The sequence below is a fragment of the Micromonospora globosa genome (assembly GCF_000717585.1).
In the GTDB taxonomy this organism is placed as follows: Bacteria; Actinomycetota; Actinomycetes; order Mycobacteriales; family Micromonosporaceae; genus Micromonospora; species Micromonospora aurantiaca.
In genome coordinates this window covers 42,553-62,053 of sequence record NZ_JNZR01000022.1, presented here as the reverse complement: position 1 = coordinate 62,053, position 19,501 = coordinate 42,553, and the positions used below count along the sequence as shown (strand labels likewise).

General features: G+C 72.9%; 26 protein-coding genes and 1 riboswitch. Of the genes, 15 read left to right on the top strand and 11 right to left on the bottom strand.

All coding sequences use genetic code 11. The features are described 5' to 3' along the window. Positions 1 to 3: 3 nt before the first annotated feature. The 4 genes from IF06_RS0120380 to IF06_RS0120365 form a co-directional block, all read right to left on the bottom strand. Entirely contained in the window at positions 4 to 1,032 is a 1,029-nt protein-coding gene (locus IF06_RS0120380) for a coiled-coil domain-containing protein (protein ID WP_013283777.1), read from the bottom strand. Between the two features lie 3 nt (positions 1,033 to 1,035). Then, a riboswitch (cyclic di-AMP (ydaO/yuaA leader) is annotated at positions 1,036 to 1,167 on the bottom strand. A 154-nt stretch (positions 1,168 to 1,321) separates the two neighbouring features. Continuing rightward, on the bottom strand, positions 1,322 to 2,596 hold the full coding sequence (locus IF06_RS0120375; RefSeq protein ID WP_013283778.1) for a YibE/F family protein: 1,275 nt from the start codon (positions 2,594 to 2,596) through the stop codon (positions 1,322 to 1,324). 164 nt (positions 2,597 to 2,760) lie between these two features. After that, on the bottom strand, positions 2,761 to 2,970 hold the full coding sequence (locus IF06_RS0120370; protein WP_013283779.1) for an SHOCT domain-containing protein: 210 nt from the start codon (positions 2,968 to 2,970) through the stop codon (positions 2,761 to 2,763). Positions 2,971 to 3,096: 126 nt separating this feature from the next. After that, the gene (locus IF06_RS0120365; RefSeq protein WP_013283780.1) at positions 3,097 to 3,396 is read right to left on the bottom strand and encodes a metal-sensitive transcriptional regulator; all 300 of its coding nucleotides are present in this window, start codon (positions 3,394 to 3,396) and stop codon (positions 3,097 to 3,099) included. An 80-nt stretch (positions 3,397 to 3,476) separates the two neighbouring features. Here IF06_RS0120365 and IF06_RS0120360 point away from each other — a divergent pair, with 80 nt between their 5' ends. The 9 genes from IF06_RS0120360 to IF06_RS0120320 all read left to right on the top strand — a co-directional run bounded on the left by IF06_RS0120360 (position 3,477) and on the right by IF06_RS0120320 (position 9,600). Then, positions 3,477 to 3,683: a heavy-metal-associated domain-containing protein gene (locus IF06_RS0120360; RefSeq protein WP_013473785.1), complete on the top strand. Its 207-nt coding sequence runs from the start codon at positions 3,477 to 3,479 to the stop codon at positions 3,681 to 3,683. Positions 3,684 to 3,718: 35 nt separating this feature from the next. Next, complete coding sequence (locus IF06_RS0120355) at positions 3,719 to 4,699, top strand: hypothetical protein (RefSeq protein WP_013473786.1); 981 nt, start codon at positions 3,719 to 3,721, stop codon at positions 4,697 to 4,699. A gap of 17 nt (positions 4,700 to 4,716) precedes the next feature. Next, positions 4,717 to 6,972, top strand: coding sequence for a heavy metal translocating P-type ATPase (locus IF06_RS0120350; RefSeq protein ID WP_013283783.1), 2,256 nt, complete (start codon positions 4,717 to 4,719; stop codon positions 6,970 to 6,972). Between the two features lie 67 nt (positions 6,973 to 7,039). Beyond that, complete coding sequence (locus IF06_RS32245; RefSeq protein WP_013283784.1) at positions 7,040 to 7,213, top strand: CsbD family protein; 174 nt, start codon at positions 7,040 to 7,042, stop codon at positions 7,211 to 7,213. 175 nt (positions 7,214 to 7,388) lie between these two features. Continuing rightward, positions 7,389 to 7,805 carry a YbaB/EbfC family nucleoid-associated protein gene (locus tag IF06_RS0120340; protein ID WP_013283785.1) on the top strand — a complete coding sequence of 139 codons (417 nt, stop codon included), beginning with the start codon at positions 7,389 to 7,391 and terminating at the stop codon, positions 7,803 to 7,805. After that, positions 7,805 to 8,128, top strand: coding sequence for a hypothetical protein (locus IF06_RS0120335; RefSeq protein WP_013473788.1), 324 nt, complete (start codon positions 7,805 to 7,807; stop codon positions 8,126 to 8,128). Before IF06_RS0120340 ends, IF06_RS0120335 begins: the two co-directional genes overlap by 1 nt. Positions 8,129 to 8,130: 2 nt before the next feature. Next, complete coding sequence (locus IF06_RS0120330; protein ID WP_013283787.1) at positions 8,131 to 8,625, top strand: hypothetical protein; 495 nt, start codon at positions 8,131 to 8,133, stop codon at positions 8,623 to 8,625. Positions 8,626 to 8,661: 36 nt separating this feature from the next. Continuing rightward, positions 8,662 to 9,141 carry an EndoU domain-containing protein gene (locus IF06_RS0120325; RefSeq protein ID WP_013283788.1) on the top strand — a complete coding sequence of 160 codons (480 nt, stop codon included), beginning with the start codon at positions 8,662 to 8,664 and terminating at the stop codon, positions 9,139 to 9,141. Between the two features lie 15 nt (positions 9,142 to 9,156). After that, positions 9,157 to 9,600, top strand: a complete 444-nt coding sequence (locus tag IF06_RS0120320; protein ID WP_013283789.1) for a hypothetical protein — start codon at positions 9,157 to 9,159, stop codon at positions 9,598 to 9,600. Between the two features lie 10 nt (positions 9,601 to 9,610). Here the strand turns inward: IF06_RS0120320 and IF06_RS0120315 are convergent, their stop codons facing one another. The 3 genes from IF06_RS0120315 to IF06_RS0120305 form a co-directional block, all read right to left on the bottom strand. Next, the gene (locus IF06_RS0120315; RefSeq protein WP_013283790.1) at positions 9,611 to 10,870 is read right to left on the bottom strand and encodes an RNA polymerase sigma factor; all 1,260 of its coding nucleotides are present in this window, start codon (positions 10,868 to 10,870) and stop codon (positions 9,611 to 9,613) included. Continuing rightward, complete coding sequence (locus tag IF06_RS0120310) at positions 10,867 to 11,229, bottom strand: YciI family protein (RefSeq protein ID WP_232236732.1); 363 nt, start codon at positions 11,227 to 11,229, stop codon at positions 10,867 to 10,869. The genes IF06_RS0120315 and IF06_RS0120310 overlap by 4 nt, the downstream gene beginning before the upstream one ends. 101 nt (positions 11,230 to 11,330) lie before the next feature. Beyond that, entirely contained in the window at positions 11,331 to 12,521 is a 1,191-nt protein-coding gene (locus IF06_RS0120305; RefSeq protein ID WP_030272876.1) for a DUF2786 domain-containing protein, read from the bottom strand. Positions 12,522 to 12,660: 139 nt separating this feature from the next. Between IF06_RS0120305 and IF06_RS0120300 the strand changes: the two genes are divergently transcribed. After that, complete coding sequence (locus IF06_RS0120300) at positions 12,661 to 13,494, top strand: DUF3152 domain-containing protein (RefSeq protein WP_030272875.1); 834 nt, start codon at positions 12,661 to 12,663, stop codon at positions 13,492 to 13,494. A 20-nt stretch (positions 13,495 to 13,514) separates the two neighbouring features. Here the strand turns inward: IF06_RS0120300 and IF06_RS0120295 are convergent, their stop codons facing one another. Beyond that, positions 13,515 to 13,940, bottom strand: a complete 426-nt coding sequence (locus IF06_RS0120295) for an ATP-binding protein (protein ID WP_030272873.1) — start codon at positions 13,938 to 13,940, stop codon at positions 13,515 to 13,517. A 38-nt stretch (positions 13,941 to 13,978) separates the two neighbouring features. Further along, positions 13,979 to 14,734 (bottom strand): SAM-dependent methyltransferase, encoded by a 756-nt coding sequence (locus tag IF06_RS0120290; RefSeq protein ID WP_030272871.1) that lies wholly within the window; start codon positions 14,732 to 14,734, stop codon positions 13,979 to 13,981. A gap of 84 nt (positions 14,735 to 14,818) precedes the next feature. Between IF06_RS0120290 and IF06_RS0120285 the strand changes: the two genes are divergently transcribed. Continuing rightward, positions 14,819 to 15,037, top strand: coding sequence for a hypothetical protein (locus IF06_RS0120285; protein WP_013283796.1), 219 nt, complete (start codon positions 14,819 to 14,821; stop codon positions 15,035 to 15,037). A gap of 8 nt (positions 15,038 to 15,045) precedes the next feature. Here IF06_RS0120285 and IF06_RS0120280 read toward each other — a convergent pair whose 3' ends face one another. Together IF06_RS0120280 and IF06_RS0120275 are read right to left on the bottom strand one after the other, a co-directional pair. Next, entirely contained in the window at positions 15,046 to 15,756 is a 711-nt protein-coding gene (locus tag IF06_RS0120280) for a GAF and ANTAR domain-containing protein (protein WP_013283797.1), read from the bottom strand. 179 nt (positions 15,757 to 15,935) lie between these two features. After that, positions 15,936 to 16,385 carry an STAS domain-containing protein gene (locus tag IF06_RS0120275; RefSeq protein WP_030272869.1) on the bottom strand — a complete coding sequence of 150 codons (450 nt, stop codon included), beginning with the start codon at positions 16,383 to 16,385 and terminating at the stop codon, positions 15,936 to 15,938. Positions 16,386 to 16,582: 197 nt separating this feature from the next. On the opposite strand from IF06_RS0120275, the gene IF06_RS0120270 reads away from it, so the two are divergent. From IF06_RS0120270 to kdpA, 4 genes are all read left to right on the top strand, one after another. Beyond that, the gene (locus IF06_RS0120270; RefSeq protein ID WP_030272867.1) at positions 16,583 to 17,287 is read left to right on the top strand and encodes a GAF and ANTAR domain-containing protein; all 705 of its coding nucleotides are present in this window, start codon (positions 16,583 to 16,585) and stop codon (positions 17,285 to 17,287) included. A gap of 22 nt (positions 17,288 to 17,309) precedes the next feature. Continuing rightward, positions 17,310 to 17,567: a hypothetical protein gene (locus tag IF06_RS0120265; protein WP_030272865.1), complete on the top strand. Its 258-nt coding sequence runs from the start codon at positions 17,310 to 17,312 to the stop codon at positions 17,565 to 17,567. A gap of 184 nt (positions 17,568 to 17,751) precedes the next feature. Next, positions 17,752 to 17,841, top strand: coding sequence for a K(+)-transporting ATPase subunit F (kdpF, locus tag IF06_RS32240; protein WP_036311210.1), 90 nt, complete (start codon positions 17,752 to 17,754; stop codon positions 17,839 to 17,841). Continuing rightward, positions 17,841 to 19,496 carry a potassium-transporting ATPase subunit KdpA gene (gene kdpA, locus IF06_RS0120250; RefSeq protein WP_030272860.1) on the top strand — a complete coding sequence of 552 codons (1,656 nt, stop codon included), beginning with the start codon at positions 17,841 to 17,843 and terminating at the stop codon, positions 19,494 to 19,496. Before kdpF ends, kdpA begins: the two co-directional genes overlap by 1 nt. Positions 19,497 to 19,501: the final 5 nt, after the last annotated feature.

The following is a 19,501-nucleotide window of genomic DNA, read 5'->3' as shown; positions in this document are numbered from 1 at the left end:
GGGTCAGAGCATCGACATGTGGACGTGGTCGGTGTGGTTCGAGGGTCCGCTGTACGAACTCCAGCCGGTGGCCGGGAACCAGATCTGCCGGTTCCAGATGACGTAGTAGATGCCCAGCCGATCGGCGTTGCGGATGAGGAAGGCGGCCACCTCGTTGCCGTACCGGCGGGTGTCGTTGTTGTGCCAGGGCGCGAAGCCGCTGTTCTGGAGCGACCAGTCGCACGCCTTGCCCTTGGGGTGCTCCCACGGCCCGCCGGGCCGGTAGCAGCCCACGAAGCGCTTGAAGCCGGCGCGCCGGACCTCCTTGTACGCGTGCAGCGTGCGCGGCGTGACGCAGCCCGAGGTGGTCGGGTCGTCCTCGCTGCACGACTCCGCCTTCCACCCGCCGTCGGCGGTGCGGCCGGGGCCGATCTTGGCGACCGGTGAGGTGGCGGAGACCAGGCCGCCGGTGAAGCCGAGACCGCCGACGAGCTTCAGCGCGCGCTCGGCCTGCACCTTCTCGCGCTCCATCGCGTTCTTCTGCTTCTCCTGCTCGCGCACCTCGGCGTCGAGCGCGATCTTGGCCTGCTCGGCGCGGGTCTTGACCGCGTTGATGGCTGCCAGGCGCTGCGCGTTGAGGAGGTTCAGCTCGTCCAGGGCGTTGACCCGGCGGACGAACGAGTCGGGTGAGTTGCTCTCCAGCAGCATCGCCATCGCGCCCATCCGGCCGGTCCGGTAGGACTGGGCAGCGAGCTGGTTGACCTGCGGGCTGAGCGCTTCGAGCTCGGCCTGTGCCGTCTTCACCTCGGCCGCGAGCCGCCGCTGGCGGTCCTGGGACTTGGCGAGTTTCGCCTTGGCCTGGAGGAAGGCCCGGTTGGCGGCGTCGATCGCCTCGGTGATGAGCGGCGGTTCGCCGTCCTCCTCGTGTCCCGAGGGGTTGCCGGGGGCCGCCGCGGTGGGGGCCGCGGTCGCCGGGGTCGGCCCGGCCAGCACGGCCAGCGAGGCCAGTACGGCCACCACGGGTGTCAGCCAGCGGCGCAGGGGTGCCGTCACAGTGTTCCCTTCCGTCGGCCGCCGACCGGGTTAGCTGACGGGTTCGGGACGGAAGTGGCCCCTACCGCTGTCGCGGATTCACCCCATGTACCTGGTTCCCCGGTTCGCCCGCAGGCGATTGGGCGGCGGCACCGCTGGCGCCGGTGCGCGCCTTCGGCGGTGACCGGCAGCGAGGTTACCTGACAGCACTCCTGAGGATCTACGTCCGGAAGCCGACCAATAGCGAGATTTCGCCGTGGCGCACCGTGACCAGCGTCGCGTTTGAAATCGATGGTCACGCTGCGGAGTGTCACCATGCGGCCTCCGTACTCTTCCCGCCGCCCAGGGCCTCCAGCGCGTCGTCGCGTCCGGCCGGCGGCCGGGCCGCGGGTGGCGCCGGCTCCGCGCCGCGCGAGCGCCGCCCGGCGGTGGTCACGATCGCGGCCAGTCCGGTCGTCAGCGGTACGGCGGCGATCAGGCCGAGCGTCGCCACCGCGCTGCGGACGATCTCCTGGGCGAGGAACTCGCTGGTGAGGATCTCACTCACCGGGCGGGAGTCGGCAACCAGGAGGAGCAGCAGCGGCAGCGAGGCGCCCGCGTACGCCAGCACGATGGTGTTGACGGTGGACGCGATGTGGGCCCGGCCGACCCGGGTCGCCGCCCGGTAGAGCTGCCGCCGGGACAGCCCGGGGTTGGCGTGCGCCAGTTCGGTGACGGTGGCCGCCTGGGTGACTGTGACGTCGTCCAGCACGCCCAGCGAGCCGATGATGATGCCGGCCAGCAGCAGCCCGTGCAGGTCCACGTCGCCCTGGAACATGGACAGCGTGGTGGCGTCCTCGCTGCCGAAGCCGGTCAGGTGGGTGGCGGACGTGGCGAGCAGGCCGAGCACGCCGGTGACCACCAGGCTGCCGAGCGTGCCGAGCACCGCGACCGACGTCTGCGCGGTGATCCCGTGGGTCAGGTAGAGCACCACGAACATGATCAACGCGGCGCCAACGATCGCGACCAGCAGCGGCGGCTGGCCGGCACCGATGCCCGGCAGCACGAAGCCGAGGAGGATGGCGAAGCTGGCCACCAGGCCGCCGAGCGCGGCGAGCCCGCGCCACCGGCCGAACGCCACGATCGCGGCGGCGAACAGCACCATCAGCCAGATCAGCGGCGTGCCGCGCTGGTGCTCGGCGATGTTGTAGGACTTCACCGCCGGGTCGGCCGGGTCGGTCAGCTCGACCAGGACGACCTCGTCGCCGACTGCGACCCGGGGTGCGCCCGGCCCGGCCGGGATCGGCGTCTCGACCTGCCGGCCCGCGTCCGGGCCCTGCTCGGCGGTGACCGTCACCGTGCCGCAGGGGCCACCCCCGCCCTCCGGGGCCTCCGGGGTCGGCGGGCAGGGCTCGGTGACCACCCGGGTCACGGTGCCGTGGTAGCGGGGGACGTCAGCGCCGCCGACCGGCTCCCGGTCCTGCCCGGGCCAGAGCACCAGCGCCGCGATCACTGTGAGCGCGAACAGCGGCACCACCACGGCGACGAGCAGCCGTCGTACGCCCGGCGGCGCGGCGGGTGCGGGGCGGGTGTGGTCGGCACCCATGGCGTCTCTCCCAACGGTCGCGGCGACGCCTGGTCCGCCGGACCGGTCTGGTCACCCGGTCGGCGCGGACGTGTCGACCACGTCCGGGTCGTCGCCCGGCCATGGTAGGCAGCCCGGCCGGCCGCTCCCGGGCGGCGCGACCGGTGACGCGCGCCCCGCTCGGGTCAGGCCAGGCCCGCCCGGCGCCGCCGGTACTCGTCCTCGTCGATCTCGCCGCGGGCGTACCGCTCGTCCAGGATGCGCCGGGCCGTCGTCGGGCCCAGATACTGCGGGCCGGTCCACCGCACGGCCGCCCAGACGAGCCCCGCCAGCACCCCGAGCACCAGCAGGGACCAGATCCACATCCAGCCCATCATCGGGCTCTGCCACATCATCGGGCCGCCCTCCGTCCGTCGCCGCGGGTCCGCCGGTCCGGCCTGCCCGCCACTTCGACGGTACGTCCGCCCGGGCGCGTCGGCACGGGTCGATGTGCCCTGGTTCCGAGGGCCGGAGGTCCCCGCTCAGCCGCGCTTCATCAGGCGCCCGACGGCGGCCATCATCTCGGTCGCCATCTCGTCGGCCCGGCCCTCGGCGGCGCCCTCGTGCATGCAGTGCCGGGCGTGGCCGTCGAGCAGGCCCAGGCCGACCTTGTCCAGCGCCGCCTGGATGGCCGAGATCTGGGTCAGCACGTCGATGCAGTAACGGTCGTCCTCGACCATCTTCTCGATGCCACGGACCTGGCCCTCGATCCGGCGGAGCCGGGCGAGGAGTTGGTCCTTGCTGGCGGTGTAGCCCCGGGTCGGGCTGGACGGCGCGGTCATGAAACCGAGGATAGCGTACCCCTCGGGGGTATGCTAACGTTCGGGACGTACCCCTGGGGGGTATCAGATCGGAGGGCGAGATGGAGACCACCTACCAGGTGAACGGCATGACCTGCGGGCACTGCGTCAACTCGGTGAGCACCGAGCTGAGCGCACTTCCGGGCGTCACCGACGTCCAGGTCGACCTGGCCGGCGGCCGGGTCACCGTCACCAGTCAGAACCCGCTGGACGTGGACGCGGTCCGCGCGGCGGTCGACGAGGCCGGTTACGACCTCGTCGGTGCGTGACGGGTCCGGCGGACCCGCGAAACCGAGGAGACACCATGAACACGGCGACGAAGCTCAGCGGCTTCGCGCTCGGCCTCGTGGCGGTGTTCGGCGCGGCGTACGGGATCGGCAACCTGGCCGATCCCGTCGCCCCGGCCGCCGAGACCCGACACGACGACACCGACAGCGACCACGGGGCCGGCGACACCGGCCACGGTGACGAGAGCCAGGCGGGCGGCGCCTCCGCGCACCTGCCCGGCGGGCTGCTCGTCTCCGAGCGCGGCTACACGTTCCAGCCCGCCGGCGCCCCGGCCGGGCAGTTCGCCTTCCGGATCACCGGCCCGGACGGCGCCCCGGTCACCCGCTTCGAGGTGGCCCACGACAAGCGCATGCACCTGATCGTCGCCCGCCGGGACCTGTCCGGGTTCCGGCACGTCCACCCGGAGATGGCCGGCGACGGCACCTGGCGGGTCGCCTCACCGCTCGGCGGTCCCGGCGTCTGGCGGGCGTTCGCCGACTTCACCCCCGAAGGCGGCGAGCCGCTGACGCTCGGCCTGGACGTCACGGTCCCCGGTGAGCTGACCGCCCGGCCGCTGCCGGCGCCGGCGACCAGCACCACCGTCGACGGCTACACGGTCACCCTGACCGGCACGCCGGAGCCGGGCCGCACCAGCCGGCTCACGCTCTCCGTCAGCCGTGACGGGCGGCCGGTCACCGACCTTGCGCCCTACCTCGGCGCGTACGGGCACCTGGTGGCGCTGCGGCAGGGCGACCTGGCGTACCTGCACGTGCACCCGGAGGGCACGCCCGGCGACGGGCGGACACCTGCCGGTCCCGCGATCACGTTCGCCGCCGAGGTGCCCTCGGCCGGGGCGTACCGTCTCTACCTGGACTTCCGGCACGGCGACGCGGTGCACACCGCCGAGTTCACCGTCCTGGCCGGCGACCGGACCGCGCCGGTGCCCACCGCGCCGGCACCCACCACCGCACCGACCCCGGACGCCGGACACGGCACCCCGGGTCACGGGCACAGTTGAGCGCCGGAGGTGCCGCGATGACTGCCACGGGAAAGGCGCTGCCCACCGCGCCGAACCTGATCGAACTGGCGATCGGCGGGATGACCTGCGCGTCCTGCGCCGCCCGGATCGAGAAGAAGCTCAACCGGATGGACGGCGTCGAGGCGACGGTGAACTACGCCACCGAGAAGGCCACCGTCCGGTACGCCGACGACATCGCGCCGGCCGACCTGATCGCCACCGTCGAGAAGACCGGCTACACCGCTGTGGTGCCGCCGCCGCCCGAGCAGGCGGAGGCGGCAGCGGCCGGGGAGCCGGTGGACGAGCTGCGCACCGCACGAACCCGGCTCTGGGTCTCCGCCGTGCTCACCCTGCCGGTGATCGTGCTCGCCATGGTTCCGGCCTGGCAGTTCGACTACTGGCAGTGGGCCTCGCTCACCCTGGCCGCCCCGGTGGTGGTCTGGGGCGGGCTGCCGTTCCACCGCGCCGCGCTGATCAACCTGCGGCACGGCGCGGCGACCATGGACACGCTCGTCTCGCTCGGCACGCTGGCCGCGTTCGGCTGGTCGCTCTGGGCGCTGTTCCTCGGCGACGCCGGCATGCCCGGGATGAAGCACCCGTTCAGCCTCGACATCACCCGCGGCGACGGTGCCGGCAACATCTACCTGGAGGCCGCCGCCGGGGTGACCGTGTTCATCCTGGCCGGGCGGTACTTCGAGGCGCGCTCCAAGCGCACCGCCGGGTCGGCGCTGCGCGCCCTGCTCGAACTCGGCGCCAAGGACGTGGCGGTGCTGCGCGACGGGCAGGAGACCCGGATCCCGGTCGGCCGGCTCGCGGTCGGGGACCGGTTCGTGGTACGGCCCGGCGAGAAGATCGCCACGGACGGTGTGGTCGAGGAGGGTACGTCCGCAGTCGACGCCAGCATGCTCACCGGCGAGTCGGTGCCGGTCGAGGTGGGCCAGGGCGACGCCGTGGTCGGTGCCACGGTGAACGCGGGCGGCCGCCTGGTGGTCCGCGCCACCCGGGTCGGCGGGGACACCCAGCTCGCCCAGATGGCGCGACTCGTGGAGCAGGCACAGACCGGCAAGGCGGCGGTGCAGCGGCTCGCCGACCGGATCTCCGGCGTCTTCGTGCCGATCGTGATCGCGCTGGCCGCCGGCACGCTCGGCTGGTGGCTCGGCACCGGCTCCGGGCCGACCGCCGCGTTCACCGCCGCGGTGGCCGTCCTGATCATCGCCTGCCCGTGCGCGCTCGGCCTGGCCACCCCGACCGCGCTGCTCGTCGGCACCGGGCGCGGCGCGCAGCTCGGCGTGCTGATCAAGGGGCCGGAGGTGCTGGAGTCCACCCGCCGGGTCGACACAGTGGTGCTGGACAAGACCGGCACCGTCACCACCGGCCGGATGGCGCTGGCCGAGGTGCTGCCCGCCGACGGCGAGGACGCCGACGAACTGCTCCGGGTGGCCGGCGCGCTGGAGGCCGCCTCCGAGCACCCGATCGCGCGGGCCGTCGCCGAAGCCGCGGCCGAGGCCGGACCGCTGCCTCCGGTCGGCGAGTTCGCCAACGCCGAAGGGCTGGGCGTGACCGGCACCGTCGACGGCCGGACCGTGGTGGTCGGCCGGGCCCGGCTGCTGCGGGAGCGGGGTCTCGACGTACCCGAGGAGGTCGAGCGGGCCGCGACCGGCGCGGAGGCCGCCGGGCGGACGGCGATCCTGGCCGGCTGGGACGGGCGGGCCCGGGGCGTGCTCGCGGTGGCCGACGCGGTGAAGCCGACCAGCCGGGCTGCCGTCGCGCGGCTGCGTGAGCTGGGCCTGAAGCCGGTGCTGCTCACCGGCGACAACACCACTGTGGCGAAGGCGGTGGCGGCCGAGGTCGGCATCGACGAGGTGATCGCGGAGGTGCTGCCCGCCGACAAGGTCGACGTGGTCGAGCGGCTCCAGCGGGAGGGCCGCGTGGTCGCCATGGTCGGCGACGGGGTGAACGACGCCGCCGCGCTGGCCCGGGCCGATCTCGGGCTGGCCATGGGCACCGGCACGGACGCGGCCATCGAGGCGGCCGACCTGACGCTGGTCCGGGGCGACCTGATGGCCGCCGCGGACGCCATCCGGCTCTCCCGGCGGACGCTGGCGATCATCAAGGGCAACCTGTTCTGGGCGTTCGCCTACAACGTCGCGGCGCTGCCGCTGGCGGCGGCCGGACTGCTCAACCCGATGCTCGCCGGGGCGGCCATGGCGTTCTCGTCGGTGTTCGTGGTGGGCAACAGCCTGCGGCTGCGGAGCTTCCGCCCGATCGGGTGAGGGGATTGAGCCGACGGCCGACGGGGTAACCAGTTGTCGTCAGGCAACCGCATCAGTGGAGGTCATCATGGGTCTGGACGACAAGATCGACAACGCTTCCCAGGACACCGCGGGCAAGGTCAAGGAGGGCGTCGGCCGGGCGACCGACAACGAGCGCCTCGAGGCCGAGGGCCGCAACGACCAGGCGGGCGCCAAGCTCAAGCAGGCCGGCGAGAAGATCAAGGACGCCTTCAAGAGCTGAGTACGCGACGCACACACGCCACCGGGTCGGCCCACGGGCCGGCCCGGAGTGCTGTGTACGGACGGTGACGATCCCGAGTGGCGGATGCCACCGTCCACATCGATCCGGCGGGACCACCGGGATCGGCTCCGGTGCATAGGATGCGAGGCGACCTCGAATGCGGAGGAGCTCCTCGATGGCCGATCCCGCCGACCCGTCCGGCTTCGGCCGGGTGCTGTCCGAAACCATGGCCGCGCTCCAGCGGCAGACCGATGCGGGCGAGCAGGTGGCACCGCCGGAAGGCGTCGGTGAGGCCGCAGACGGCCTGATCCGGGTCACCGCCGGCCCACCCGGACAGGTCACCGGGCTGACGCTCGACCCCCGTGTGATGCGGATGGCCAGCGAGGCCCTCGCCGAGGAGATCGAAGCTGCGGTCAACGCCGCGCTCGCCGACCTGCGGGAGCAGGCCGCCACCGCCCCCGGCGAGGTCGACCTGGGCTCGCTCGGTGAGCAACTGCGCCGCATCCAGGCCGACGCGGGGCGCCAGTTCAGCATGTTCACCGACGCTCTGATGCAGGCCCAGGACCGGCTCGCCCGCCAGGACGGGCGCTGATGCCGGTCGAGGTCGATCCGGAGCGGCTGGGTGCCTCCGGGTCGGCGCTGGACGGCGTCGCCACCCGGTTCGGTGCGGCGTTGACCGCCTTCCGGGCCGAGCTGGCCGGCTTCGGCCGTCCCTGGGGGGCCGACGACATCGGCTCACTGATCGGCGCCGCCCACGACGAGGTCTCCGCGTTCGCGTTCGAGTGCTTCGACAGCGCGCTCGACGAGATCGCCGCCGCCGGCGCCGACCTCGGCAGGATGGCCGTCCGCTACGCCGAGACCGAGGCGGCCATCACCCGCAACCTCGACGGCCTGCGGCGGAAGCTGGGAGGCTGAGCATGGGCATGGAGCTACCCGGCGAGCTGCGGTCGCTGCTCGGCGTACTCGGCTACACCTGGCCCGAGGCGGACGAGACCAAACTCTTCGAGATGGGCAACGCCTGGATCGGGTTCTCCGGCACCCTCTCCGGCGTGGTCACCGAGGCGAACACCGGCGCCGCGACGGTCTGGACCCAGCACACCGGTCAGGACATCACCGCGTTCCAGAGCTGGTGGAACAAGGAGGACAGCCCGGCCGACAGCCTGCGCGACGGTGTCACCGCCGCCGTCCTGACCGGGACCGGCCTGATCATCTGCGGCGCGATCGTGCTCGCCCTCAAGGTCGCCGTCATCGTGCAACTGGTCGTCCTGGCCATCCAGATCGCCCAGGCGATCGCCACCGCGGCTGTCACCTTCGGTGCCTCGCTGCTGGAGATCCCGATCTTCCATGCGCTGGCCCGGACCATCGTCGGCAACCTCGTCCAGGAAGCCCTCTGGAAACTCGTCGACGGGTGAGGTGACATGGGCGGGGGTAGAGCAGGCGGCCGGTTAATGCGCGCCGCCTTGCGCTTTCTCAAGCGGACGAAGACGCGTAACCGGCCCGACCGGATGAACCCGCACTTCACCGAGCACGTGATGGGCGGCCACGTGAAGCCGGGCATGCCCAAGGGGTCGGGCTACCATTACCGGCCCGGCGGTGAGGACTTCCCCGGTCGCCGACTTCAGCCAGGCAGCGTCGTCAAGGATCCCAAGACCGGGGCCTACACCGCCAAACCGGAGTTCTTCGATCCGACGCTGAATCCGCCGCACGGGGCCTGGAAGCCGAAGAAGGGCAACGGCGGGGAAAGCTCGTTCTTCCCCGACGACTGGACGCCGGCCCAGGTCGACAACGCCATCACCGGCGCCTTCCAGAATGCGAAGCCGGTACCCGGCACCAGCATGTGGCGCGGCACTCACAAGGGCCTGGTGATCGAGGGTTTCTACAATGGCTCGGGCGGCTTCACCCACGGATGGCCGGTCGTCATCCCATGATCCAGAGGACTTCCGTTGGCGTTCATCAGTTTCTCCGTCGATGAGTACCGGCTCCCGCTGTTCAACGTGACCGATCAGCGCTATCGGGCCCTCGGCGCGTGGCTGATCACCGACGTCTCCGTCTCCTACTCGGCATGCCTGGACGCCCTGCAGATGATCGACGACGTGGCGAACGGCCGTCCGCTCGACGAGGGGTGGGACAGCGACAAGTACGAGGTCAGTTTCGCCCCCACCGGCGTCGAGTTCGTCAACGAGTGGGTCGCGGACGAGCGGGGCCGCTACTCGCTGGACGAGACCCGCGAGGCGGTCGAGTCCTACTGGCGGTTCCTGGCCGGCCGCCCGGAGAACCGTGAACTGATCCGCGAATACCGGCCCGACCTGCCGCGATGGCAGGCGGAACTGCTCCAGTGGGAGGAGCGGTGGGGCCGGCCGCATCCGTACCGGGGACGGTTGTTCTGATCCGCGCCGGTCAGCCCGGCCGGTCTCCGCTGTCGCCGGCCAGGCGCGCGGCGCGTACCTCCAGATAACGCCGCTCCGGCAGGCTCGTGGTGGCCCGCGCGGCGGCCAGGTACGCGGCCCGGGCCTCCGTACGGTCACCGGCCATGTCGAGCAGATGCGCGCGGACGGCGGCGAGCCGGTGGTGGCCCGCGGTCCGGTCGTCGGCGTCGAGCGTGGCCAGCAGCGACAGCCCGGCACGCGGGCCGTCCACCATGGCCACGGCGACGGCCTGGTTGAGCGTGACCATCGGGTTCGGCGCGACCCGCGCGAGCACCCGGTAGAGCGCGACGATCTGCCGCCAGTCGGTGTCCTCGGCGGCGGGCGCCTCCGCGTGGACCGCGGCGATGGCCGCCTGCACCTGGTACGGCCCCGGCGCCGACCAGGTGAGCGCCTCGGTCACCAACGCCACCCCCTCGGCGACGGCGTCCCGGTCCCATCGGCTGCGGTCCTGCTCCGCCAGCGGCACCAGCTCACCGTCCGGCCCGGTACGGGCGGCCCGGTGCGCGTCGGTGAGCAGCATCAGCGCCAGCAACCCGGCCACCTCGCCGTCGTCCGGGAGCAGCCGGCGCAGCTCCCGGGTCAGCCGGATCGCCTCTCCGGTCAGCTCGGCCCGGTGCAGCGCCTCCCCGCTGGACGCGGTGTAACCCTCGTTGAAGACCAGGTAGAGCACCCGCAGCACGGCAGCGAGCCGTTCGTCCCGGTCCGCCGGGGACGGCAGCGTGAAACGCGCGCCGGACGCCTCGATCCGCTGCTTCGCCCTGCGGATCCGCTGGCTCATCGTCGCCTCCGGCACCAGGTACGCGCGGGCGATCTCGGCGGTGCTCAACCCGCCCACGGCACGCAGCGTGAGCGCCACCTGCCCGCTGACGGGCAACGCCGGATGGCAGCAGAGGAGCAGCAGCCGCAGCGTGTCGTCCCCGCTGGGCGGATCCTCGTCGGCGGGCGGGGCGACAGTCGCGTACGCGGGCTGCCGGACCGCCACCGCCACCTCGCGTTCCCGGCGGGCGTGCTCGCTGCGCCACTCGTCGGTGAGCCGCCGGGTGGCGACTGTGACCAGCCAGGAGCGGGGACGGTCCGGCAAGCCCTGTTCCGGCCACTGCACGGCGGCGGCGAGCAGCGCCTCCTGCACGGCGTCCTCGCAGGCGTAGAACTGGCCGTGGCGGCGGACGAGCACGCCGAGGACCTGCGGCGCGAGCGTACGCAGCAGGTCCTCGACCACAGTTGCTGTCACATCTCCGTCCCGGCCTGTTCCATCACCGCGCGCACCTCCAGTACGCCGAAACCGTGCCGTACGTCAGGCCAGCGCGCGGCGATCTCGGCGGCCCGCTCCGGGGTCTCGCAGTCGACAGTCAGGTAGCCGGCGAACTGCTCCTTGCTCTCCATGAACGGCCCGTCGGTGACCTCGACGCCGCCACTGGCGGCCGGACGGGCCGTACGGGTCTGCGAGGGGTGAGCGAGCGCCTCGCCGCCGACCAGCTCGCCGGACTCGGTCAGCTCCTTCATGATCTCGTCGACCTCACCGAAGACGGCTGTGCGTTCCGCCTCGGACAGCTCCTCCACGAAGCCGGGCCGGTTCCAGATCAGCAGCATGTACTTCACGGTGCACTCCTCGGGTGCGGGCCACCGGCGGTGGCGCCTCGCAGACGGGTCGGAGCCGGTCCGCCCGATCCGACATCATCCCCCGGGAAAGGTCAGCGGCCCCCGCGCAGCGGACGGCGTGCCGGGCGGCCCGGGTCGAGCGAGGCCCGGTCGGCGGCGCTGGTGCCGGAGACCCAGCCCTGCTCGTCACGCACCTGGAGGCGGTGCCGGGTGGTGCCCGGAAAGAGCTGGTCGACGCGTTCCCGGACGGCATCCGAGCGTGCCGCGAGCACCGGCAGCAGCCGGTCGTCGTCGAGTTCCTCGGCCGCCGCCGCGCTCGCCTCCCGCAGCCGGTCGCCGATGCGCAGCGCGAACGCGTTGAGGAACGACTCGTCGTAGCCCTTGGTGCGCCGCCCGCCGGCCCTGCCGCGCTCGCCCCGGCCGCGCAGCATCGCGGCGGTGGCCTGCACGAGCAGCGAGGTGTGCAGCAGTTCGACCGCCGCCAGGTCGGCCGGGAAACCGAGCACTGTGGCGAAGCCCAGGTCGTCGGACCAGACCGACTCGCACCGGTTCGCCGCCGCCACCTCCTGGATCAGCAGTGCCTTCGCGGCCGCGTACGGGGCGTCGACGCCGATCCGCACGCCGCCCGGGCCGCCGGACCGCTCGGCCCCGGCGTCGAGCAGCGCCGCGTCGATGCTGTGCCGGGCCATCAGCTCCTGCGCCTTCGCGGTGAACGCCTCCGCCTCGGCCGGGTAGCCGGTCGACTCGGCCTTCGCCAGCAGTGCGCGTACCCGGTCGAGCATCCGGGAACCGCTCGGTGTCACGGCGGCGAGTGCGGTGCCCGCCGAGCCGGGCGGCGGCCGGAGCGCCGCGACCGGCGGAAGCCCCGCCACCAGGACGGCCGCGTCGACCGCGTCCCGCAGCGCGGTGATCCGGTCCCCGTCGGCGCGCCGGTCCAGCCAGCCCGCGTCGTCGTCCCAGCGGGCGCCCGTGTCGGTGAGCTGGTCGTCGAACCAGGCCGGTACCGGCGCGGGCAGGGTGCGCCGCTGCGCGGCCATGACGTCGCGCAGCAGCCGGGCGCCGCGCGGCGTGAGCCGCCGGGTGGCGAGCCGGTCCAGGTCGGCGGGCTGCCAGCCCCGCGGCCAGAGCCGGCCCACGTCGCGCGTGAGCCGGGCGAGCAGCGCCGCGTCCACCGCCGCGCCGTCGGCCACGACGAGCCCGTCGAGGGCTCGCTCGGCAGCGCGTACGTCGGTGCCGCGCGCGGTCGCGACGGCGGCGTCGAGCAGTCGCTCGGCTGGTGACACGGGTGGCTCTCCCTGGACTCCGACAGGCGGCAGGTCGCCCACCCCGGCACCGACGGTACCCGGCCCGCCCGTTCAACCGTCCGGGCCCGGCGTCCGTACTCCTGCCCGGAGCGGGGCGGCGCGACGGACGGAGATCGACGTGGGCGGGCACGAGCGGGGGCTGCACCGGCGGCGGAGATCGCGATCAGGGCGGTTCCTGGCGGTGGTCCTGGTCGCGGCCGCGCTCGCCGCCGGCGGGTACGCCGCCCGGCACCCGGACCTGCTGGACCGCATCGAGGTGCGGCGGACCGTGCCGGCGGCGGCACCGAGCGCGCCCCCAGCGGGCGCCCGCGCCGCGCCGACGCCGGTCCCGGCGGCCGGCCGGGTGGCCCCCGGCATCGGCTACCCGGCCCGGGGCGACGGCACGTTCCGCACCGCCGACACGGTCGGCGCGGTCGCCGGCCGCTCCGGTGAGCTGCTGCGCTACCGGGTCGCGGTGGAGGACGGCATCCGCAACGTGGACGTGGAGCGGTTCGCCCGGGACGTCGCCGCCACCCTCGCCGACCGGCGCGGCTGGACCGGCGACGGCCGGTGGCGGCTGCAACGGGTGGGCCGCGACGACCCGGCCGACTTCACGGTGCTGCTCACCACGCCTGTCACCCGGGGGCGGCTCTGCGGCGACCCGAGTGACCGCTACACGTCCTGCCGCAACGGCGACCAGGTGGTGATCAACGTGGCCCGCTGGGTGTACGGGGTGCCGCACGTGACCGATCTCTCCCGCTACCGGCAGTACCTGCTCAACCACGAGGTCGGCCACCGGCTGGGCCGCGGGCACGAGCGCTGCCCCCGGACCGGCGGCCCGGCGCCGGTCATGGTGCAGCAGACGCTCGGCCTGCACGGCTGCACCCCGAACCCGTGGCCGCTGGTGGGCGGCGAACCGCTGGCCGGGCCGTCCGGCCAGTACGACGACCCGATCCCGGCCGGGGACCGCTGAGCGACCGGTCGGCCGGGTCGTCACCGGGAGAACGAGGCCCAGATGTTCTTGGTCTTCTCGGTGCCGTACCAGCCGACGTCGAGCGAGACCGACTGGGCCAGGAACAGCCCTCGCCCGCCCGAGTCCATCGGGTGGATGTCGGTCAGCTCCGGCACGGTGCTCACGTCGTGGTCGGCCACGTCGAGCAGGAACCGGTCGTCGGTGGCGAGCAGCGTGATGATGGTGGGCGGGCGACCGTGCCGCAGCGCGTTGCTGGCCAGCTCGGTGGCGACCAGCACGACCAGGTGCGGCACCTCGTCGAGGTCCGCACCCTGCACCAGGCCGTGCCGGTTCAGCGCGTCGCGTAGGGAGGCGCGCAGGCCGCGCAGATCCTCGGGACTGTCCAGCACCCACCGCTCCAGCTCTGAGGCCTGCGGCGGCGGCGGCGAGGTGCGCAACTGTCCCATGATCTGTCTTTACCCTGTGTAGCCGTTCGTTAAGCAGGTCAGCGCCGCAGCAGTGCGAACACGCCCCACCCCAGATACTCGCGCTGGAAACGGACGTACCGCACCGGGTCCTCGGTCAGCTCCCGCCGCAGCTCCGGGGCCAGTTCGTCGTCCGGATTGGCGTCCAGCCAGCGGCGCAGGTTCAGCCAGTGCGAGGCGGCGTACCGGTCCCAGCTGTCCTGGTCGGCGAGGACCATCTCGACCAGGTCCCAGCCGCACTCTCCGAACGACTCGACCAGGCTGGGCAGATCCTTGAACTCGTCGCGGGACCGGGCGTGCGAGCCGGTGACGGCCTCGTCGTCGGGCGGGTCACGCCGCCAGTAGGGCTCGCCGACGATCGCCATGCCGCCCGGCCGCAGCGCCCGGTCGAGCAGTTCCAACGTCCCGGGCACCCCGCCGCCGATCCAGGTCGCGCCGACGCAGGCGGCCACGTCGACCGGCCGCTCCGGGGTGTACGCCGCGGCGTCGCCGTGCACGAAACGCACCCGGCCGGCCACGCCGAGTTCGGCGGCGCGCTGCCGGGCGGCGGCGGTGAAGGCGGTGCTGATGTCGACCCCGGTGCCGGTGATCCCGTGGTCACGGGCCCAGGTGCAGAGCAATTCGCCCTTTCCGCTGCACAGGTCGAGCAGCTCGTCGCCGGGCCGCAGCCGGATCGCCCGGCCCAGCGTGGCCAGCTTGACGTCGTCGAACGGGTTGAGGATGCGCAGCTCGCCTTCGCGAATGGTGAACTGGCGCGGCAGGTCCGGTGAGGTCATTCGTGGAGGGTGCGCCGCCCGGTCACGCGGAGCAACGGAATTCCGGTCTGGGCCGGTCCGGGTCTCCTGAGGTACGGTCACCGCATGGTGGTCGAGGAACACTGGTGGAACGGCGTCAGCAACCCTCGCGGACGGCGCGACGTCTACATCCGTACCGACGGAAGCCAGTGGCAGGTCCAGGCGCAGATCGGCGGGGCGAGCGGCCGGTCCCGGATCCAGCAGTGCCCGAGCCGCGGCTCGGCGACGATCCTGGCCGGGGCGTGGCGCGCGAGCGGTTCCGGCTGGCGCGAGATGCCGCGCTGACCTCACGCTCAGTCACGAGGCCCGTGCACCGCGCGATCGACGAGTGACTCGGCGACCTCACGCAGCTTGCGGTTGGAGTCCTGGGACACCCGGGCCAGGATGGCGAACGCCTCGTCGGCCGAGCAGCGCCGCTGCCCCATGATGATGCCCTTCGCCTGCTCGATCACGGCCCGGCTCTGCATCGCCTCCTGCATCTGCTGCGCCAGCGTCGCCGTGCTCTCGTAGAGGTGGACGTTGGCGAGCGCGATGGCGGCGTACCCGGCCAGCGTCTGCGCCAGCTCGACCTGGCGGTCCAGGACGCCGGGCGATGCGCCGTAGATGTTCAGCGCGCCGACCATCGCCTCCTGGATGGGCAGGCCGATCGACAGCGAACTGGCCGCGCCCGCCGCGTGCGCCCGGGCCGCCCACTCCGGCCAGCGGCTCTCCGCCGCCATGTCCGGCACCAGCATGGCGGTGCCGGTGGTGGCGGCGTCCAGGCACGGGCCGCGGCCCTGCGCGTACTGCCACTCGTCGAGCGTCAGCGCCAGCTCGCCGGTGTACGCGGCGGTGTGCGCCTCCGTGCCCTGCACCAGGGTGACCGAGACCTCGGCGGTACCGGGCAGGGTGTCCTTGGCGACCTGGGCGATGGTCGACAACACCACGTCGAGGTCGACTTCGTCGTACTTGATCCGGCCGAGTCTGATCAAGGCAGCGGCGAGGTCGGGGTGGGCCTGCGGCATGAGCTGTGACGTCCTTGTGCGAAGCGACGCCGTCGGCCCGGTAGGCCGGGACGGCTGGTGACGGGGATCGGCCCGTGGTGACGGACCAGCATCCCGATTCCGGCATGGATCGGGACCTGCGCCGCTTCTTGACGCTCGTTCGTGACGCCCCCGACGGGACGTCGACTACCGGGACAACTCTACGACCCGGAGCGGGTGGGTACGACGGGACGTGCCGACCCGTCGTCGGCGGCCGGCAACGCGGGCCGATCGACGACCTCGAACGCGGTGAGCGTGCCGGTGACGCCGAGGACGCGCCGGACCACCGGGGAGGGCCGGTGCAGGACCAGCCGACGGCCGTGCCCGGTGAGCACCCGCTGCGCCAGCACCAGCGCGTTCGTCCCGTACGCGCCGAAGAAGCTGACCTCCGACAGGTCGATCACCACGAGCGGGGCGGGCGCGGCGACGGCGGACTCCACGAGTTCGGTGAGCAGGTGCGCGTTGCTGAGGTCCACCTCGCCGGCCACCGAGATCCATGTCATGTCCACGCCTGCGTCGCAGCTCAGCCACATGATCGGCTCGTCCCGGCGGAACGCCCCGGACGCTGTGGGGACGTCATGACAGCCGAAGACCGGCCGTTCGTCCGACATGTCACCTCCGACCTCACCGATTGAGGAAGCCCGCGGCGAGGCACGCCGCGAGCAGGGAGGGCACATGTCTTGACCCGTACCCGACGATACGTCGACCGGGTGGACATCGCAGCGTGGGAGGCGTTCGGACCCGCCCGTGCCGGGTACCGTCAGCGGAACGACAGGCGCCGATGACCCCGCCAGGACAGGACACGAGGATGGAATCCGCCAGCATGGAACCCGCCGACGCCCTCGCGGAGCTGAGCCGGATCCGGCTCGACGAGGTGGCGCTCGACGACGTCCTGGCACGTGTCGCCGAACTGGCGAACCGGGCGGTGCCGGGCAGCGCGCACGTGTCCGTCTCCCTGGTGCAGGCGGGCGCGAACCGGGCCATCGCCTACACCAGCGACCTGGCCCGCAGCCTCGACGAGTGGCAGTACGCGCACGACGACGGCCCCTGCCTGGACGCCTCGATGAGCGCGGTGAGCATCTGCCTGCCCGACCTGGCCGACGAGCCGCGCTGGCCGGGCTGGGCCGCACGGGCCCGCGCGGCGGGAGTCCAGAGCTCGCTGTCGATCGGGTTGCCGATCCAGGAGGCGGTCACCGGGGCACTGAACATCCACGGCGGCGTGCCGCGCGCGTTCGACAAGTCGTCGATCGAGCTGGCGGAGGAGTTCGCGGCGTACGCGGCGGTGGCGCTCGCCAACGCCCACCTCTACGAGAGCACCGCGACGCTGGCCCGGCAGATGCAGGAGGCGATGCGCAGCCGGGCGGTGATCGAGCAGGCCAAGGGCATCATCATGGGCCAGCGGCGCTGCTCGGCCGAGGAGGCGTTCACGCTGCTCGCCAAGCTCTCTCAGGACTCCAACCGCAAGCTGCGCGAGGTGGCCGAGGCGCTCGTCTCCCGCGCCGCCGCCCGCTGAGGTCCGCGCCTCGCCGCTCGCGGTGGCCGACCTGCGCGCGGTCGCGGCGGTGGCCGCGCTGGGTGCGGCGGTCTTCGCCGGGTTCCTCGCCCACCGCCACGGCGAGCTGACCGGCCCGGGTGACGCCTGGTCCCGGGCCGTGCCGATCGGGTTCGCCGCGGTGCTCGGCGCCGGCTGCCGGCACCTCCGGTCGATCGGCGTCGAGGCCCGTCCGGTGACCCGGATCACCGGCCGCGGAGGCGGCGTGAAAAGCGCGTCAAGAAACCGCGGCCGCGCGTGATGGTCGCGTCAAGACCCCTGTCCGTCCGGCGGATACGGCGCTGTGATTGCCCGGCGCGGCCGGGAGGCGGTCGCGAGGACATCTTCCGCTAGGAGAGATCAGCCGTGTCTGACGTGCTGTTCGTGTTGCTGACGGTGGGGCTGTTCGCGGCTCTCGCCCTCGTGGTGAGGGGCGTGGAGAAGCTGTGAACGCCGTCAACGCCGTCGGCCTGGTGCTGGCGATCGGCCTGGGCGTGTTCCTGGTCGCCGCACTGCTGTTCCCGGAGCGCTTCTGATGAGCATGACGACAGCCGGCGTGCTCTTCGTCCTGTCCCTGGTGGTGGCGCTGGTCGCCGTGCACCGGCCGTTCGGCGACCACATGTACCGCGTGGTCGCCGGAACCCGGTCGTCCCGGGTCGAGCGGGGCATCTACCGGCTGGTCGGGGTCAACCCGGCCGCCGAGCAGACCTGGGGCGTGTACGCCCGCTCGGTGCTGGCCTTCTCGGCCGTCTCCCTGCTGTTCCTGTACGCGTTCCAGCGCCTGCAGAACCACCTGTGGCTCTCGCTCGGACTCGACCCGGTGGTGCCGCACGGCGCCTGGAACACCGCTGTGTCGTTCGTGACCAACACGAACTGGCAGTGGTACTCGGGCGAGTCGACGATGGGCCACCTGGTGCAGATGGCCGGCCTGGCGGTGCAGAACTTCGTCTCGGCCGCCGTCGGCATCGCCGTGGCGGTGGCGCTGGTCCGGGGCTTCGCCCGCAGCCGCACCGGCGAGCTGGGCAACTTCTGGGTCGACCTGACCCGGGTCACGCTGCGGATCCTGCTGCCGATCGCGGTGCTCGGCGCGCTCGCCCTGATGCTCGGCGGCGTGGTGCAGAACCTGTCCGGCGGCACCGACGTGACCACGCTGACCGGCGGCACCCAGACCGTCACCGGCGGGCCGGTGGCGAGCCAGGAGGTCATCAAGGAGCTGGGCACCAACGGCGGCGGCTTCTACAACGTCAACAGCGCCCACCCGTTCGAGAACCCGACCGCGTGGACGAACTGGCTGGAGATCTTCCTGATCCTGGTGATCCCGTTCAGCCTGCCCCGGGTCTTCGGCCGGATGGTGGGGCAGAAGCGGCAGGGCTACGCGATCGTCGCCGTCATGGCGATCCTGGCGCTCGCCAGCATCACGCTGACGAACGTCTTCGAGCTGACCGGCGACGGCACGGTGCCGCAGGCGGTCGGCGCGGCGCTGGAGGGCAAGGAGGTGCGCTTCGACGTGTCGAACTCGGCCACGTTCGCGGCGGCCACCACGCTCACCTCGACCGGCGCCGTCAACTCGTTCCACGACTCGTACACGGCGCTGGGCGGGATGATGACGCTCGGCAACATGATGCTCGGCGAGGTCGCCCCCGGTGGGGTCGGCGCCGGTCTGTACGGGCTGCTGATCCTCGCGGTGATCACGGTGTTCGTGGCCGGGCTGATGGTCGGGCGCACCCCGGAGTACCTGGGCAAGAAGATCGGCTCGCGCGAGATCAAGTTCGCCTCGATGTACTTCCTGATCACCCCGGCGCTGGTGCTCACCGGCACCGCCGCCGCGTTCGCCACCGGCAACGACTCGACGGCGCTCAACGTCGGGCCGCATGGACTGTCCGAAGTGCTCTACGCATTCACCTCGGCCAGCAACAACAACGGCTCCGCGTTCGCCGGCATCACCGTGAACACACAGTGGTGGAACACCGCGCTCGGGCTCTGCATGCTGCTCGGCCGGTTCCTGCCGATCATCTTCGTGCTCGCGCTGGCCGGCTCGCTGGCCCGCCAGCAACCCACACCCGCCTCCGAGGGCACCCTGCCGACCCACCGGCCGCTGTTCGTCGGCATGGTCGTCGGCGTCACAGTCGTCCTCGTCGCGCTCACCTTCCTTCCCGCACTCGCGCTCGGCCCGCTGGCCGAAGGGCTGTGACAACC

What these genes read in the sequence shown, in the direction of transcription:
- IF06_RS0120375 (WP_013283778.1), bottom strand. Translation starts at nt 2,596, where the DNA reads ATGGGTGCCGACCACACCCGCCCCGCACCCGCCGCGCCGCCGGGCGTA.
- IF06_RS0120370 (WP_013283779.1), bottom strand. Translation starts at nt 2,970, where the DNA reads ATGATGTGGCAGAGCCCGATGATGGGCTGGATGTGGATCTGGTCCCTG.
- IF06_RS0120365 (WP_013283780.1), bottom strand. Translation starts at nt 3,396, where the DNA reads ATGACCGCGCCGTCCAGCCCGACCCGGGGCTACACCGCCAGCAAGGAC.
- IF06_RS0120360 (WP_013473785.1), top strand. Translation starts at nt 3,477, where the DNA reads ATGGAGACCACCTACCAGGTGAACGGCATGACCTGCGGGCACTGCGTC.
- IF06_RS0120355 (WP_013473786.1), top strand. Translation starts at nt 3,719, where the DNA reads ATGAACACGGCGACGAAGCTCAGCGGCTTCGCGCTCGGCCTCGTGGCG.
- IF06_RS0120350 (WP_013283783.1), top strand. Translation starts at nt 4,717, where the DNA reads ATGACTGCCACGGGAAAGGCGCTGCCCACCGCGCCGAACCTGATCGAA.
- IF06_RS32245 (WP_013283784.1), top strand. Translation starts at nt 7,040, where the DNA reads ATGGGTCTGGACGACAAGATCGACAACGCTTCCCAGGACACCGCGGGC.
- IF06_RS0120340 (WP_013283785.1), top strand. Translation starts at nt 7,389, where the DNA reads ATGGCCGATCCCGCCGACCCGTCCGGCTTCGGCCGGGTGCTGTCCGAA.
- IF06_RS0120335 (WP_013473788.1), top strand. Translation starts at nt 7,805, where the DNA reads ATGCCGGTCGAGGTCGATCCGGAGCGGCTGGGTGCCTCCGGGTCGGCG.
- IF06_RS0120330 (WP_013283787.1), top strand. Translation starts at nt 8,131, where the DNA reads ATGGGCATGGAGCTACCCGGCGAGCTGCGGTCGCTGCTCGGCGTACTC.
- IF06_RS0120325 (WP_013283788.1), top strand. Translation starts at nt 8,662, where the DNA reads ATGCGCGCCGCCTTGCGCTTTCTCAAGCGGACGAAGACGCGTAACCGG.
- IF06_RS0120310 (WP_232236732.1), bottom strand. Translation starts at nt 11,229, where the DNA reads ATGCTGCTGATCTGGAACCGGCCCGGCTTCGTGGAGGAGCTGTCCGAG.
- IF06_RS0120295 (WP_030272873.1), bottom strand. Translation starts at nt 13,940, where the DNA reads ATGGGACAGTTGCGCACCTCGCCGCCGCCGCCGCAGGCCTCAGAGCTG.
- IF06_RS0120290 (WP_030272871.1), bottom strand. Translation starts at nt 14,734, where the DNA reads ATGACCTCACCGGACCTGCCGCGCCAGTTCACCATTCGCGAAGGCGAG.
- IF06_RS0120285 (WP_013283796.1), top strand. Translation starts at nt 14,819, where the DNA reads ATGGTGGTCGAGGAACACTGGTGGAACGGCGTCAGCAACCCTCGCGGA.
- IF06_RS0120280 (WP_013283797.1), bottom strand. Translation starts at nt 15,756, where the DNA reads ATGCCGCAGGCCCACCCCGACCTCGCCGCTGCCTTGATCAGACTCGGC.
- IF06_RS0120275 (WP_030272869.1), bottom strand. Translation starts at nt 16,385, where the DNA reads ATGTCGGACGAACGGCCGGTCTTCGGCTGTCATGACGTCCCCACAGCG.
- IF06_RS0120270 (WP_030272867.1), top strand. Translation starts at nt 16,583, where the DNA reads ATGGAATCCGCCAGCATGGAACCCGCCGACGCCCTCGCGGAGCTGAGC.
- kdpA (WP_030272860.1), top strand. Translation starts at nt 17,841, where the DNA reads ATGAGCATGACGACAGCCGGCGTGCTCTTCGTCCTGTCCCTGGTGGTG.